A 13,832-nucleotide genomic window follows, 5' to 3' on the forward strand; every position below is an offset into this window, starting at 1 on the left:
TGGTGCAGGCATGAGCGGGATGGAGCTGCTGCTGGTCGGGATCGGAACCGGCGCGCCGGGGCACGTGACGCTCGAAGCCGTGCGCGCCCTGCGCGAGGCGGCGCTGGTGCTGGTGCCGAGGAAGGGAGAGGGCAAGGAAGACCTCGCCCACCTGCGCCACGCGATCCTGCGCGACGCGGGGGCGGAGGCCAAGGTGGTGGAGTTCGACTACCCGGTGCGCGACCCCGCCCTGCCCTACCAGGAGCGGGTCGCCCGCTGGCATGACGCCATCGCGGACCGCTGGATCGACGCCATCGCGCGGGCCTGCGACGGGGCGGGCGCGCCCGACGGCCCCGTGGCGCTGCTGGTCTGGGGCGATCCGGGCCTGTACGATTCCACCCTGCGCATCGCCCGGCGCCTCTCGCCCGCGCCGAAGGTCCGCGTCATTCCCGGCGTCACCGCGCTGCAGGCCCTGACCTCGGCCCACGCGATCCCGTTCAATTCCGTCAACGGCGCGGTGCAGGTCACCACCGGGCGGCGGCTGCGCGACCATGGCTGGCCCGAGGGCGCCTCGACCGTCATCGTCATGCTCGACGGCGAATGCAGCTTCCAGGCGCTGGACGTGCCGGGGCTGCAGATCTGGTGGGGCGCCTATCTGGGGATGCCGGAACAGATCCTCGACCATGGGCCCTTGCCCGAGGCCGGGCCGCGCATCGTGGCGCGGCGGGCCGAGGCGCGGGCCGCGCATGGCTGGATCATGGACACCTATCTTCTGCGGGTCGGCGACGGGTTCTGACCCGGCGCCGCCCCCGGCGCCCGCCTCAGACCGGCGTCAGCGCCCCGTCCCGCAGCCGCAGCCCCTCGGTCGCGATCTTCTCGCGGAACCGCGCGTCGTGGCTGACCAGGATCATCGCCTGCGGCAGGTGGGTCAGGATCTCCACCAACCGGGCCTCGTTCGCCTCGTCCAGCGCATTCGACGGCTCATCGAGCAGCAGCGCGTCCGGCTCCATCGCCAGCACCGCCGCCAGCGCCACCAGCCGCTTCTCGCCGCCCGACAGCTTGTGCGTCACCCGGTCCCGCAGGTGCATGAGGTCGAGCTGCGCCAGCGCCGCGTCCACCAGCGCCAGCGCCTCGTCCTTGCTCTTGCCGATATTGAGCGGCCCGAAGGCCACGTCCTCGGCCACCGTGGGGCAGAACAGCTGGTCGTCCGGGTCCTGGAACACCAGCCCCGCGCGGCGGCGAACCTCGTGGAAGTCCGCCTCCTCGCGCCGCCTGGCGCCGAAGGCGATCACCTCGCCCGCATCGGGACGCACGAGGCCGACCAGGAGCTTCAGCAGCGTCGACTTGCCGGCGCCGTTCGCGCCCTCGACCGCCAGCCGCGCGCCGGGGGCGAGGGACAGCGACGCGCCCGCCAGCACCGGGGCCTGCCCGGGATAGGAGAAATGGACGCTTGAGAGGGCCAGCAGCGGCGCGTCCCCGCTCACCCGAACAGCTCCACCGCGCCGGGCGCCGCAAGCGCCGCCAGGAACAGCGCCGCGAAGACGTAGTCCCGCGGGCGCAGGGCGAAGCGGTCGAGCAGCACCAGCCGCCCCGCGAAGCCCCGGCATTTCATCGCGTCCATCACCCGTTCCGAGCGTTCCACCGCCCGCACCAGCATCATCCCCACCAGGTAGCCGTAGCTGCGGTAGGTGTGCATGTTCATCCCCGGCCGGAACCCGCGCACCTTCATCGAGGTCCGCAGCCGCAGGTATTCCTGCCGCAGCACGTCCACGTAGCGGATGGTGAACATCATCAGGTGCACCAGCTTTTCCGGGCAGCGCAGCGCGTGCAGCGCGTGGCCCAGCGTCACCGGCTCCATCCCCCCCGCAAGCGCCATCAGCGCCAGGATCACCGCGTTGGCCGTCAGCGCGATCTCGGCCGCGTGGCGCAGCCCCTCGGCGCTGGCGGTCAGGCCCCAGATCTCGGCGATCGGGGTTCCGGGGGTGGTGAAGGGCAGCATGGCGAGCATGGCGAAGATGAACCCGTCCATCATCGCCATCCGCTTGAGCGTCGCGCCCATCGGCCGCCGCGACAGCGCCAGCAGCCCCACGGCGACCGCAAGGCACAGCGCCAGCGCCGAGAGGTCCGACAGCGCCACGGTGAACACGGCGAACAGCCCCGCCGCGGCGATGCGCATGCGCGGGTCCAGCCCCGACAGCCGCCAGGGCGCGCCGGGGACGGGGGCGCCGAGGACGGAGGGGTCCGTCAGCTCGGCGCTGGAGGGGGCGAGAACGTGGGTCATGATCCGGACCCTTCCATGCGGCGCCTTGCGGCCAGATAAAAGCCCAGACCGAACAGCCCGGCGATATATCCAAGCCCGCCGAGGATGGTCTGCAGGTCGTTCTTCTCCTTGTAGGCCGCGATCTCGCGCCGAAGGGGGCGGATCTCGTCCCGCAGAAGCGTGGCGATGGCGCGCTTCTCCTCCTCGGTCAGGGACGCGGCCACGACCTGCGGCGCGGCCTGCGCCACGGGAGTCGAGGAGGCGGCCGAGGGGGCGGGCGCGGCGGCGCTCGTCGGGGCGGCCGGGGCGGCGGCGTCCGCCGCGGGCATCAGCGCCGCGACCTCCTCCGCCGGCATCTCCACCACCGCGACATGGCCCGCGCCCATGTCGACGCGGAAGCTGTGCGCGACCGGCGCGGTCGGGGTCCAGCGGAAGAACCCGTCGGCATCGGTGCGCGTCTCGCCCAGCTTCTCGCCGCCCGGGCCGAACACCTCGACCGGGGTGTCCACGGCCATGGCGCCGTTGGACAGGCCGATCTCGCCCTCGATCACGTCGCCGCCGGGGAACAGGCCCGCGATCACCTTGTGCGCCAGCGCGGCCGATGGGACCGCCAGCGCCGCGCACAGGGCCAGCGCGGCGAGGGGGGCGCGGGGGATCATGGCCGCGCCCCTCATGCCAGCGCCGCGAAGAGTTCGGGCTTCACCTTGCGCGCCAGGTGCACGGCGGCGGCGGTCACCAGCCCCTCCACCACCATCACCGGCACATGGGCGGCGAGCACCAGCTGCGCCGCGGGCAGGAACGCGTCGCCGGTCAGCGCCAGCGCCCCGGCCACGAAGATCGCGGTCAGCGCGATGGACCCGGCCCCGGCGATCCCGCCCAGCACCGCCGCCCCCCGCGGGGTCGCCCTTGCCACCGGCCCCCGCAGCGCCATCCCCACGATCACCGCGGGTCCGGCGATGGCCAGCACGTTGACCCCCAGCGCCGTGACCCCGCCGAAGCCGAAGAACACCGCCTGCAGCAGCAGCCCCACCAGCAGCGCCGGGAACGCCGCCCATCCCAGCGCCAGCCCGGCCAGCCCGTTGAGGATCAGGTGCACCGAGCTCGGCCCCAGCGGCACGTGGATCAACGAGGCGACGAAGAAACAGGCCGACAGCACCCCCGCGGTCGGGATCCTCTCCAGCGTCAGGCGCGAGAGGCCCATGGCGACGCCCCCGGCGGCCAGGACCGCGGCCCCGATCACCACCTCGGCGGACAGCGCGTCATCGACGACATGCATCTCAGCGGTCCATCCCGTGGGCGCGGATCCACAGGACGGCGTCCTGGCTCAGCGGCTTGCCGTCATGCTCCTTGTCCGGCCCGACATCAAGCGCGGCGAAGCCCCACCACCCGGCGCGCGGCACGCCGAAGGTGAATTCGCCGTCGGCGTCCGAGACGACCACGATCGCGCCGCCCGGCGGGGCCGAGGCGGTGGCGGGCGCGGCGCCGGTCCCGTCCATCAGCGGCTCGGCGGCGACGAACTCCACCTCGATCTCGGCCCCCGCCACGGGCGCGCCATCCGCCAGCACCCGGCCGGTGAAGGTCGACCCGGCGATGACGTTATAGGGCTTGGTCAGCGGCAGGATCTCGGTCTTCAGGCCCACCGGGGCGTCCCAGTCGGTGGGCAGGCCGTTGCGGTTGAACACCGTCTTGGCGATCTGCTGGATGTACTTGTCCTCGGCCTCTTCGAAATAAGGCTCCGGCACGGTGACCAGCACGTAATCGCCCGAGCGTTTCACCGGCAGCGTCAGGTCCCAGGCCGTCGCCGCTTCGCCGCCGCCGTCGAACACCGTCTCGACCAGGCGGTCCGACAGGTCGGTGCGCAGGCCGCGCTGGACGAAGAACACCTCGCGCGGGCGCTCCAGGTCCATGGCCGGGCCGACCGCCATCGGGTGCCAGAACACCAGCTTGACCGGCACGTCGCCGGGGCGGTCGAACAGCGCCGCGGGCGTGTGCTGCAACAGGAAATGCGCCTGCGCCGGCAGGGGCGCGAAGGCGAGGGCGAGGAGGCCGCCAAGCGCGGCCCTCGTCGGAAAGGTCATATACACGTCCTCTTCCAGATGCGGTCCCGGAAGGGGGACTCGCGCCATGAAAGGACGAGGGGACAGAATGGCGCGGGCGGCGCGGCGCGCCGGTCCGGCCAGACGCGCACCCCGGCGTCCGGTGGAAATGCCCCGCGCCCCCCGGTCGGGGGACGGCGGAGACATGCGCCCGGCAGGTCTCCTGGCTCGCGGATCGTCGCGTGGGCCGCCCTTCCCGGATCGCTCCAGTGGGCATCTCGGCCGTTGCTACCGCTTACAGTTGCGGGGGCAGCCGCAGACTTGGCGAACGGGGGAAAGGCCCCCGCGCGCCGCACTGCATTCCCTCTTGCTCCCGCTCGCACGCCCCCGGTCGGGGCGCGGTCGCGGGACCGGACGCATACTCCGCAGTGCCAGACGCCCGGCGAGCCGTCAATCGTCAATGGGTCGCGGTGGGGGGGGCCGGTGGGGAGGGGCGCGCCGCGGGGCGGCGCAGAGCGGCGCATCTGGACCCGGCGGCCCCGGGGCTCCATATTCCCCCGAAAGACCCGGAGGATCCGCCCATGCATGCCCGTCCCGCGGCCGCCGCCCTCGCCCTTTGCGCGATTCTCGCCGGGGGCGCGGCCGCCGCAGACCCCTCCCAGACCGCGCGGTCGCGAATCGAAACGCAGGGCGGCTGCGCGGATTGCGACCTCGCCGGGCTGTCGCTGCGCGGCCTCGCCGCCGCGGGGGCGGACCTGCGCGGGGTCACCCTGCGCGAGGCGGACCTGAAGGGCGCCGATTTCACCGGCGCCGACCTGGCCGGCGCCGACCTGCGCCGGGCCGAGATGGAGAAGGCGACGCTGCCCGAGGCGCGGCTGGCGGGCGCCAAGCTGCGCGGCGCCGACCTCGAGAAAGCGGCGATGCAGGCGGCCGATTTCACCGGCGCGGACCTGCGCCGGGCCGATCTCGCCGATGTCGCGGCCGCCCGCGCCTCCTTCGCCGGGGCCGACATGCGCGGCGCCTTCCTGCGGCGGGCCGAACTGGCCGAGGCGAACCTGGCCGGCGCAAGGATGACCGAGGCGGATCTCGAGCGCGCGACGCTGATCGGCGCCGATCTGCGCCGGGCCGAGATGCAGGACGCCGATCTCGACCGCGCCGAGGCGGCGGGCGCCGACCTGCGCGGCGCGGACCTGACCGGGGTGCGGCTGTCCTCGGCCGCGCTGCGCGGCGCGGACCTGCGCGGGGCCGAGCTGCGCGGGGCGCTGCTGCGCCGGACCGACCTGCGCGGGGCCGACCTCTCGGGCGCCGGGGGGCTCAGCCAGCGGCAACTGGACGAGGCCTGCGGCGACGCGGGCACCCGCCTGCCCCCGGGCCTGGTCGCGCCCGCCTGCTTCTGAGGCGGCCCCGACCGCCAATTCTTCATTAATTGGCCGCGCCCTTAACGGATCATTAGGCAAGAGGCCCGAGGCTCGTTCGCATCTTCTTAAGGATGATGGAGCGTCCCATGTCTTTTCCGCGCCTGCTGCGCCGCGCGGCCGCGACGGCCCTCGCCTGCGCCCTGCCCGTTTCCGCCGGGGCGGCGACGATCACGGTCTATTACGGCGACGATGACGGCTTCGGCGTCGGCAAGTTCGCCACGGGCGAGGTGATCGATCCGCTCACCAGCCAGGCCGACGGCTCGGACGCGCCGCTGACCGATACACGGCTGATCGCCGATGATTGCGGCGTGATCGCCTGCGCCGCCCCGCCCTTCGCGCCGACCGGCGGCTTCCCGGTCTTCAGCACCGAGGGGGTGGTGACCTTCGCCCGCCTGACCATGCGCATGGGCGCCTTCGACCGCGGGCCCAACCCGTTCGACGGGCCCAACCGGCTGGTGCTGGACGGGCTGGCGGTCCCGGACCAGTTCTTCACCTATTTCTCCAGCCTCGACACCAACGAGGTGCGGGTGGTGAACTACGTGCTGCCCCAGGAATTCTTCCCGCTGCTGGCCGACGGGACCGTCAGCCTCGCGGGAACCCATATCAGCAATGACACCGCCTCGGGCAGTTTCCAGGTCGACATGATCGCGCTCACCATCACGTCCGAGCCGCCGCCCCCGCCCGCCGACGTGCCCCCGCCCGCGCCGATGGCGCTGATGGCCTCGGCCCTCGGGCTGCTGGGGCTGACCGCGCTGCGCCGCCCCCGGCGGGCCCGGGCTCAGGTTCGCGCGCAGGTTTCCGCGCAGGGTGCCGCGCAGGGTCGGGCGCAGGCGCGGGCGCGACGCGACGGGGGACGCTGACGCCCCCCGCCGCCCCGCGCGTCCCGGCTCGGCCGCCGGTCAGATCGTGCGGCCGCCGTCGACTTCGAGCACCACGCCCGTCACCATGTCCGCCTCGTCCGAGCACAGGAACACCGAGGCGTTGGCGATGTCGCGCGGCGTGCTCAGCCGCCCCAGCGGGATCGTGGCGCGGAAGGCGGCGCGTTTCTCGGGCGTGTCCTCGCCCATGAAGGAGGTCAGCAGCGGCGTCTCCCCCGCCACCGGCGCGATGCAGTTCACCCGGATCTGGTCGGGCGCCAGTTCGACGGCCATCGACCGGCTCATCAGGTTCACCGCCCCTTTCGAGGCGTTGTACCATGTCAGCCCCGGCCGCGGCCGGATCCCCGCCGTGGACCCGATGTTCAGCATCACGCCCCCGCCCTGCGCGCGCCATCGGGGCACCACGGCCTTGGCGAAGTGGTAGATCGACTTCACGTTGATGTCGAAGACCCGGTCGAACTGCTCTTCCGTCACGTCGAGCATCGGCATGTTCACATGGGTCCAGCCGGCGTTGTTCACCACCACGTCGATCCCGCCCATCGCCGCCGCCGCCGCATCGCAGGCCGCCGCCACCGAGGCGCCGTCCGACACGTCGCAGGGAATCGCATGGGCGCCCGCGCCCAGCCCCGCGGCGGCCTCCGCCACCTTGTCCTCCTGGATGTCCATCATCGCGACCTGCCCGCCCTCGCGCAGGAACGCCTCGGCGATGCCGAGGCCGAATCCCTGCGCCGCGCCGGTGACGATGCAGCGCTTGCCCTCCATCCGCATGACGCTCTCTCCCTGTCGTTGTCATGTCATTGCGCGGCACAGTGGACCGCCGCGCGCCGCCGATCAACGGCGCCGCGATCCACCGCGCGGAACCCCGCGCCGCCGCGGACCCGCCCCGGCGCCGGCGGCTGGCCAATTGTTCAGTTTCCCATGCCTGCGGCATTGCGCCCCGCCCGTCTCGCCGCTAGCGTGAGTCCCGACGCAGGAGCGCCCGCGAGCAATGACGGGGGCCCTGCAGGGGAGGATTGGGAGTCGTCCATGGACGGATCGGACCGCGCAGGCGGCGCCGCGACCCCTGGCCAGCAGGCCGGGTCGGGCGGGCTTGCTGATGGCTGGATGACCCTTGCGCCGGTCGCCGCGCGCAGGGAACTGCATTTCGGGCGGATCATGCCCTGCGCGCCGGACCGGCCCGCGACTCTCCACGCCATGCTCGACGCCGCCCGCGCCGCCAATCCCGGCGCCGACGCCGTGGCGGCCGAGGAAGCGCGCCTCACCCACGACGCCCTCCACGCCCGCGCCGCGGAAATCGCCGCCGGCCTGCACGCGCTCGGCCTGCGCAAGGGCGACCGGGTGGCGGCCCAGATCGGCAACAAGGCGGTGTTCATCGAGCTGTTCCTGGCCTGCATGCGCCAGGGCCTCGCGATGCTGCCCCTCAACCCCCGCTACGCCCCGCCCGAGATCGCCTTCGCCGTCAATGACAGCGGCGCCGCGATCCTGGTGCATGACGCCGAGATGGCGGGCCAGCTGCCGCCCGAAGCCGACACCCCCGGCCTGCGCGCCCGCATCGCGGTGCAGGACGGCGCGCCGCTCTTCGCCGGGGAAGGCCCCGCGCCCGATCCCGACCCGGGGGAGGAGGAAGACCTCGCCGTCATCCTCTACACCTCCGGCACCACCGGGAAGCCCAAGGGCGCGATGCTCACGCATTTCAACCTCGTGCATTCCTGCCTGCAGTTCCACGCCGGGATGGACATCCGCCCCGGCGACCGCACCGTGCTGTCGGTCCCGGCCAGCCATGTCACCGGCCTCGTCGCCAACATCCTCGCCTTCCTCACCGCCGGCTGCACCGTGGTGGTGGTCCGCGCCTTCAAGGCCGGCCCGTTCCTGGAGGTGATGGAGCGCGAGCGGGTGACCCATTCGCTGATGGTCCCGGCGATGTACCAGCTCTGCCTGATGGACCCGAGCTTCGACGACCGGGACCTGTCGGCCTGGCGGCTCGGCGGTTTCGGCGGCGCGCCGATGCCCGTCCCGGTGATCGAGGCGCTGGAGGCGCGCCTGCCCACCCTCGCGCTCCAGCAGGGCTACGGCGCCACCGAAACCGCCTCCGCCGTCACCATGATGCCCACCCATGCCACGAAATCCGTGCCCAACGCGGTCGGCAAGGCGATGCATTTCTCCTCCCTCGCCGTGTTCGACGACGACGGGCGCGAACTGCCCGCGGGCGAGATCGGCGAGATCTGGATCGGCGGGCCGCTGGTCATCCCCGGCTACTGGAACCGCCCCGACGCGAACGCGAGCGAGTTCGCGGGCGGGATGTGGAAATCCGGCGACCTGGGGCGCATCGACGCCCGCGGCTTCGTCGAGGTGCTCGACCGCAAGAAGGACATGATCAACCGCGGCGGCTACAAGATCTTCTCGACCGAGGTCGAGAACGTGCTGATGAAATCCGCCGCCGTCGCCGAATGCGCCGTGCTCGGCTATCCCTGCGAGGTGCTGGGCGAGCGGGTGCGCGCGGTCCTCGTCCTCAAGGACGGCGCCGACCCCGCGCAGGTGCAGGCCGAGCTCGAGGCGCTGGCCGCCGCCCGCCTCGCCGATTTCCGCCGGCCCGAGCGCTGGACCTTCCGGTCCGAGCCGCTGCCGCGGAACGCCAACGGAAAGATCCTGAAGACCGCCCTGCGCGGATCCTGACAGGAAACGCCGGTTTACGTGCCGGTCACGCAATTTCCTTGCGCAAGACGCCGATGGGCGCTTGACATGGAATGCAACTGTGAAACGATGTTTCGCACAGGTTTGGCGTCGGGAGGACATGGGAGGTCCCACCGGCGCGCACCCACGGGAGGAAACCCATGAAGAAGACCCTTCGCAGCCTTGCGCTCGCCGCCGCGACCTCGGTCATCGCGACGACCGCCATGGCGTCCGACACCATCAAGATCGCCTTCATCGACCCGCTGTCGGGCGGCTTCGCCTCGACCGGCTCGAACGGCCTGAAGCAGTACCAGTTCGCCGCCGATTACTTCGTCAACGAAAAGGGCGGCCTGCTGGGCGGCGCCAAGATGGAAGTCATCGGCTTCGACAACAAGATCAGCCCCAAGGAATCGCTGATCCAGCTCAAGGTCGCCATCGACCAAGGCATCCGCTACGTCACCCAGGGCAACTCCTCGGGCGTCGCGCACGCGCTGACCGACGCGATCAACAAACATAACCGCCGCAACCCCGACGACCGCGTGCTGTTCCTGAACTACTCGGCCGTCGATCCGGCGCTGACCAACGAAGACTGCAACTTCTGGCACTTCCGCTTCGACGCGAACGCCGACATCAAGATGGACGCGATGACCGACATCATCGCGCAGGACGAGTCCATCAAGAAGGTCTACGTGATCGGCCAGGACTACTCCTTCGGCAAGGCCGTCTCGGCCGCGGCGAACCGGATGCTCAAGGACAAGGCCCCGAACGTCGAGATCGTCGGCGACGAGCTGCACCCGATCGGCAAGGTGAAGGACTTCACCCCCTACGCGCGCAAGATCGTCGCCTCGGGCGCCGACGCGGTGATCACCGGCAACTGGGGCACCGACATGCTCGGCCTCGGCACCGCGATCATCGAGGCCGGCTTCGACGGCCCGATCTACACCTACTACGGGGCCGCCGACGGCATCACCGCGGCGTTCGGCGAGGCGGGCAAGGGCAAGATCCGCCTGGTCTCCGAGGGCCAGCTGAGCCCGGCCCCGAACGAGAACGTGGTGGCGATGCTGCGCGAGTTCGAGAAGCGCTACCCTGACGGCAACATGTCCCAGTCGCGCATCGTGAACGTGGTCGGGATGCTGGCCAAGGCGATCGAGGAAGCCGGCACCGCGGACGACGTGGTCAAGGTGGCCTACGCGCTCGAGGGCATGGAGTACGACTCGATCTTCGGCAGCAAGCTGAAGATGCGCGCGGAGGATCACCAGATCATCCAGGACGTGCACATCATGGTCCACACCGACGAGGGCGTCGTGCACGACTACGACAACTCCGGCTACGCCCCGGTGGTCGAATCGACGGTCGAGATGGCCTCGGCCGACGCGCCGACCACCTGCAAGATGCGCCGCCCGTGATCCCGGCCTGACCGGCCCGCGCCCCCCGCGCTCGGGGGGCGCGTCGGACGCCAGCGGGCCGGCCGGATCCCGGCCGGCCCGCGCCCTTCCGGGCGCCGCCGCTGCGCGCCCCCCGACTTCACCCGATACCCGTGAACCATTCGCCGGAGGGACTGGGCGACATGGAACTTGTCCTCGTCAATATCATCGACGGGCTGGTCACCGGGCTGCTGCTGTTCATGCTGTCCAGCGGTCTGACCCTGATCTTCTCGATGATGGGCGTGCTGAACTTCGCGCATGCCAGCTTCTACATGCTGGGCGCCTATTTCGGTTACACCATCTCCATCTATGTCGGCTTCTGGCCGGCCCTTCTCATCGCGCCGCCGCTCGTGGGCGTCGTCGGCGCGCTGGTGGAACGCTACGGCCTGCGCCGCGTGCACCAGTACGGGCACGTGCCCGAGCTGATCTTCACCTTCGGCCTCGCGCTGCTGATCGAAGAGATCGTGCAGTTCTTCTGGGGCAAGAACCAGGTGCCCTTCGCCAAGCCCGAAATCCTCGAAGGCGCCGCCTTCTCGATCTCCGGCATGGACATCCAGGCCTACAAGATCTTCATGATCTTCATCTCGATCGCCATCTTCGCCGGGCTGCTGCTGGTGCTGACGCGCACCCGCGTCGGGCTGATCATCCAGGCCGCGCTGTCCTACCCCGCCACCGTGCAGGCGCTGGGGCACAACGTGCCGCTGGTGTTCATGGGCGTGTTCGGCGTCGGCACCGCGCTGGCGGGCGTCGCCGGCGTGATCGCGGGCCCGGTGCTCGGCACCTTCCCCGGCATGGCCATCGTGCTCGGCTCCATCGTCTTCGTGACCATCGTCATCGGCGGGCTCGGCTCGCTCTGGGGCGCGCTCGTCGCCTCGCTGCTGATCGGCTGGATCACCACCTTCGCCGCCACCTACAACCTGGAGATGGCGAGCCTGCTGGAGTTCCTGGGCTTCGAGAAGCCGGACGCCGTCTATGACAGCCTGTTCCGCGACCTCTGGACCCTGAGCCTGCCGCAGGTCGGTCCGATCCTGCCCTACCTGCTGATGGTGATGGTCCTGGTGTTCCGTCCCTACGGCCTGTTCGGAAAGCGTGGACATTGACCGATACAACCATGACCCGACCCGCCGCCGCCTCGTCCGGCCTGTTCAGGGCCGCCATGCCCTGGATCATCGCCGCGATCTTCCTCGTCGTCGCGCCGCTGATCTTCAGCTCCAACAGCGACATCACCATCATGAACCAGATGGCGATCACCATCGTGTTCGCGCTGGCCTACAACATGCTGCTCGGCCAGGGGGGGATGCTCTCCTTCGGCCACGCGGTCTACATGGGCATGGGGGGCTTCTTCTCCATGCACGTGATCAACTACCTCGAGGTCTATGACGTCACCCTGCCGCTGCCGGTCCTGCCCCTGCTGGGCGGCCTGTTCGGCATGTTCTTCGCCACCGTCATCGGCGCCTTCTCCACCCGCAACGCGGGCACGGTGTTCGCGATGATCAGCCTCGGCATCGGCGAGCTGGTGGCCGCCTGCTCGATCATCATCACCGCCTTCTTCGGCGGCGAGGAAGGCGTGTCGGGCGACCGGACCTGGAACACCTCCTTCTTCGGCATCGAATGGCTCCAGCAGATCGAGGTCTACTACCTGATCGCCGCCTGGACCTTCATCGCCGCGCTGGGGATGTTCCTGTTCTCGCGCACCCCGCTCGGCCGCATGGCCAACGCCGTGCGCGACAACGCCGAACGGGCCGAGTTCCTCGGCTACTCCGCCCGCTGGGTCCGCTACGGCTCCTTCGTCGCCTCCGGCTTCTTCGCCGGCGTCGCCGGCGCGCTGTTCGCGATCAACTACGAGATCCTGACGGAAGAGAACCTCAACCTCGCCACCTCCGGCTCGATCCTGCTGGTCACCTTCCTCGGCGGCGTCGGCTTCTTCGCCGGCCCGATCGTGGGCGCGATCCTGTTCACCCTGCTGCAGACCGTGATGTCGCTGCACACCGAGGTCTGGGCGCTGTACCTGGGCGCGCTGTTCGTGGCCGTCGTCATGTTCGCGCCGCAGGGCCTGACCGGCATCATCGCCATGCATTCGCTGCCGTGGAAGCTGGGCAAGATGAACCTGCTGGTGAAGCCCTACATCACCACGGTGCTGCCCGGCATCATCGCGGTGCTGGCCGGCTGCGGGCTGATCGAGCTGCTGTTCCATGTCGAGCACGCCAGCGCGGATCACCCGATGATCGGCATCTACGGGGTCGAGTGGAACGCCTTCTCGGTCGTGTCCTGGGCCGTCTTCGGCGCCGTGTTCGCGGCCTGCGTCTGGCTGGCCCGCCGCGGCGCGCCCGACCTGGTCCACGCCTGGCACCAGGCCAACACCCTGCCCGACAGCAAACTGGGAGGCGGAGCATGAGCGTTCCCGCAGTTCAGCTGGACAACCTGCAGAAGTCCTTCGGCAAGGCCGAGATCATCCGCGGCGTGAACCTCTCGGTCGCCAAGGGCGAACGCCACGCGGTGATCGGCCCGAACGGCGCCGGCAAGTCCACGCTGTTCAACCTGATCTCCGGGCGCTTCGCCCCCACCTCCGGCGCCGTGCGGCTGCACGGCGAGGACATCTCGGGGATGGAGCCCTTCAACATCAACCGCCGCGGGCTCTCCCGCTCGTTCCAGATCACCAACATCTTCCCCAAGATGACGGTGTTCGAGAACGTGCGCTGCGCCCTGCTGTGGCCCGAGGGCTACCGCTACAACTGGTGGTCCATGGTCAACAAGCAGCGGCACCTGACCGAGGACGCGGACGCGATCCTCGACAGCATCAACCTGCTGCACCGGCGCGACATCCCCGCGGGCCTGCTCTCCTACTCCGAGCAGCGCGCGCTGGAGATCGGCATCACCGTGGGCGGCGGCGCCGACGTCATCATGCTCGACGAGCCCACCGCGGGCATGAGCCGGTCCGAGACCGACTACATCGTCGAGCTGATCGGCAAGGTGACCGAGGGCAAGACGCTGATGATGGTGGAGCATGACATGCCCGTCGTCTTCGGCCTCGCCGACAGGATCTCGGTGCTGGTCTATGGCGAGATCGTCGCGACCGGCGAGCCGGAGGCGGTGCGCGCGGACCCGAAGGTGCAGGAAGCCTACCTGGGCGCGGCGCTCGAGGCCGAAGAAGCGGCGGGGCACTGAGG

The 13,832-nt window shown here is 70.8% G+C and carries 14 protein-coding genes and 1 riboswitch; of the genes, 8 read left to right on the forward strand and 6 right to left on the reverse strand.

Annotation, left to right across the window (positions count from 1 at the left end; all coding sequences use genetic code 11):
* The first annotated feature begins 19 nt into the window (after nucleotides 1-19).
* Nucleotides 20-775, forward strand: coding sequence for a precorrin-6A synthase (deacetylating) (cobF, locus tag ACQ5SO_RS03005; RefSeq protein ID WP_430940196.1), 756 nt, complete (start codon nucleotides 20-22; stop codon nucleotides 773-775).
* A 25-nt stretch (nucleotides 776-800) separates the two neighbouring features.
* Here the strand turns inward: cobF and ACQ5SO_RS03010 are convergent, their stop codons facing one another.
* Genes ACQ5SO_RS03010 through ACQ5SO_RS03030 form a run of 5 tightly spaced genes read right to left on the reverse strand, consistent with a single transcriptional unit; the run spans nucleotide 801 to nucleotide 4,317 of the window.
* Nucleotides 801-1,463, reverse strand: a complete 663-nt coding sequence (locus ACQ5SO_RS03010; RefSeq protein ID WP_430940090.1) for an energy-coupling factor ABC transporter ATP-binding protein — start codon at nucleotides 1,461-1,463, stop codon at nucleotides 801-803.
* Nucleotides 1,460-2,260, reverse strand: a complete 801-nt coding sequence (gene cbiQ / locus ACQ5SO_RS03015; RefSeq protein ID WP_430940091.1) for a cobalt ECF transporter T component CbiQ — start codon at nucleotides 2,258-2,260, stop codon at nucleotides 1,460-1,462. Before cbiQ ends, ACQ5SO_RS03010 begins: the two co-directional genes overlap by 4 nt.
* Nucleotides 2,257-2,898 carry a cobalt ABC transporter permease gene (locus tag ACQ5SO_RS03020; protein ID WP_430940092.1) on the reverse strand — a complete coding sequence of 214 codons (642 nt, stop codon included), beginning with the start codon at nucleotides 2,896-2,898 and terminating at the stop codon, nucleotides 2,257-2,259. Before ACQ5SO_RS03020 ends, cbiQ begins: the two co-directional genes overlap by 4 nt.
* 11 nt (nucleotides 2,899-2,909) lie before the next feature.
* Entirely contained in the window at nucleotides 2,910-3,515 is a 606-nt protein-coding gene (gene cbiM / locus ACQ5SO_RS03025; protein ID WP_430940093.1) for a cobalt transporter CbiM, read from the reverse strand.
* A 1-nt stretch (nucleotide 3,516) separates the two neighbouring features.
* Complete coding sequence (locus ACQ5SO_RS03030) at nucleotides 3,517-4,317, reverse strand: DUF4198 domain-containing protein (RefSeq protein WP_430940094.1); 801 nt, start codon at nucleotides 4,315-4,317, stop codon at nucleotides 3,517-3,519.
* A 154-nt stretch (nucleotides 4,318-4,471) separates the two neighbouring features.
* A riboswitch (cobalamin riboswitch) is annotated at nucleotides 4,472-4,705 on the reverse strand.
* A gap of 151 nt (nucleotides 4,706-4,856) precedes the next feature.
* Between ACQ5SO_RS03030 and ACQ5SO_RS03035 the strand changes: the two genes are divergently transcribed.
* Nucleotides 4,857-5,672 (forward strand): pentapeptide repeat-containing protein, encoded by an 816-nt coding sequence (locus tag ACQ5SO_RS03035; protein ID WP_430940095.1) that lies wholly within the window; start codon nucleotides 4,857-4,859, stop codon nucleotides 5,670-5,672.
* Nucleotides 5,673-5,779: 107 nt separating this feature from the next.
* Entirely contained in the window at nucleotides 5,780-6,553 is a 774-nt protein-coding gene (locus ACQ5SO_RS03040) for a hypothetical protein (RefSeq protein WP_430940096.1), read from the forward strand.
* 39 nt (nucleotides 6,554-6,592) lie between these two features.
* On the opposite strand, the gene ACQ5SO_RS03045 is transcribed toward ACQ5SO_RS03040, so the two are convergent.
* Entirely contained in the window at nucleotides 6,593-7,339 is a 747-nt protein-coding gene (locus ACQ5SO_RS03045) for a glucose 1-dehydrogenase (RefSeq protein WP_430940097.1), read from the reverse strand.
* 258 nt (nucleotides 7,340-7,597) lie between these two features.
* Between ACQ5SO_RS03045 and ACQ5SO_RS03050 the strand changes: the two genes are divergently transcribed.
* The 5 genes from ACQ5SO_RS03050 to ACQ5SO_RS03070 all read left to right on the forward strand — a co-directional run bounded on the left by ACQ5SO_RS03050 (nucleotide 7,598) and on the right by ACQ5SO_RS03070 (nucleotide 13,830).
* On the forward strand, nucleotides 7,598-9,244 hold the full coding sequence (locus ACQ5SO_RS03050) for a class I adenylate-forming enzyme family protein (RefSeq protein ID WP_430940098.1): 1,647 nt from the start codon (nucleotides 7,598-7,600) through the stop codon (nucleotides 9,242-9,244).
* 158 nt (nucleotides 9,245-9,402) lie between these two features.
* Nucleotides 9,403-10,647 (forward strand): branched-chain amino acid ABC transporter substrate-binding protein, encoded by a 1,245-nt coding sequence (locus ACQ5SO_RS03055; RefSeq protein WP_430940099.1) that lies wholly within the window; start codon nucleotides 9,403-9,405, stop codon nucleotides 10,645-10,647.
* Between the two features lie 161 nt (nucleotides 10,648-10,808).
* Nucleotides 10,809-11,765, forward strand: a complete 957-nt coding sequence (locus ACQ5SO_RS03060; protein WP_430940100.1) for a branched-chain amino acid ABC transporter permease — start codon at nucleotides 10,809-10,811, stop codon at nucleotides 11,763-11,765.
* Between the two features lie 11 nt (nucleotides 11,766-11,776).
* The gene (locus ACQ5SO_RS03065; RefSeq protein WP_430940101.1) at nucleotides 11,777-13,060 is read left to right on the forward strand and encodes a branched-chain amino acid ABC transporter permease; all 1,284 of its coding nucleotides are present in this window, start codon (nucleotides 11,777-11,779) and stop codon (nucleotides 13,058-13,060) included.
* Entirely contained in the window at nucleotides 13,057-13,830 is a 774-nt protein-coding gene (locus ACQ5SO_RS03070) for an ABC transporter ATP-binding protein (protein ID WP_430940102.1), read from the forward strand. Before ACQ5SO_RS03065 ends, ACQ5SO_RS03070 begins: the two co-directional genes overlap by 4 nt.
* The last annotated feature ends 2 nt before the right edge of the window (nucleotides 13,831-13,832 follow it).

Source organism: Rhodovulum sp. DZ06, from assembly GCF_050586345.1.
Taxonomy (GTDB): Bacteria; Pseudomonadota; Alphaproteobacteria; order Rhodobacterales; family Rhodobacteraceae; genus JBOCEF01.

Coding starts and splice junctions, on each gene's coding strand:
- cobF (WP_430940196.1), top strand. CDS start 20: ATGGAGCTGCTGCTGGTCGGGATCGGAACCGGCGCGCCGGGGCACGTG.
- cbiQ (WP_430940091.1), bottom strand. CDS start 2,260: ATGACCCACGTTCTCGCCCCCTCCAGCGCCGAGCTGACGGACCCCTCC.
- ACQ5SO_RS03020 (WP_430940092.1), bottom strand. CDS start 2,898: ATGATCCCCCGCGCCCCCCTCGCCGCGCTGGCCCTGTGCGCGGCGCTG.
- cbiM (WP_430940093.1), bottom strand. CDS start 3,515: ATGCATGTCGTCGATGACGCGCTGTCCGCCGAGGTGGTGATCGGGGCC.
- ACQ5SO_RS03030 (WP_430940094.1), bottom strand. CDS start 4,317: ATGACCTTTCCGACGAGGGCCGCGCTTGGCGGCCTCCTCGCCCTCGCC.
- ACQ5SO_RS03035 (WP_430940095.1), top strand. CDS start 4,857: ATGCATGCCCGTCCCGCGGCCGCCGCCCTCGCCCTTTGCGCGATTCTC.
- ACQ5SO_RS03040 (WP_430940096.1), top strand. CDS start 5,780: ATGTCTTTTCCGCGCCTGCTGCGCCGCGCGGCCGCGACGGCCCTCGCC.
- ACQ5SO_RS03045 (WP_430940097.1), bottom strand. CDS start 7,339: ATGCGGATGGAGGGCAAGCGCTGCATCGTCACCGGCGCGGCGCAGGGA.
- ACQ5SO_RS03050 (WP_430940098.1), top strand. CDS start 7,598: ATGGACGGATCGGACCGCGCAGGCGGCGCCGCGACCCCTGGCCAGCAG.
- ACQ5SO_RS03055 (WP_430940099.1), top strand. CDS start 9,403: ATGAAGAAGACCCTTCGCAGCCTTGCGCTCGCCGCCGCGACCTCGGTC.
- ACQ5SO_RS03060 (WP_430940100.1), top strand. CDS start 10,809: ATGGAACTTGTCCTCGTCAATATCATCGACGGGCTGGTCACCGGGCTG.
- ACQ5SO_RS03065 (WP_430940101.1), top strand. CDS start 11,777: ATGACCCGACCCGCCGCCGCCTCGTCCGGCCTGTTCAGGGCCGCCATG.
- ACQ5SO_RS03070 (WP_430940102.1), top strand. CDS start 13,057: ATGAGCGTTCCCGCAGTTCAGCTGGACAACCTGCAGAAGTCCTTCGGC.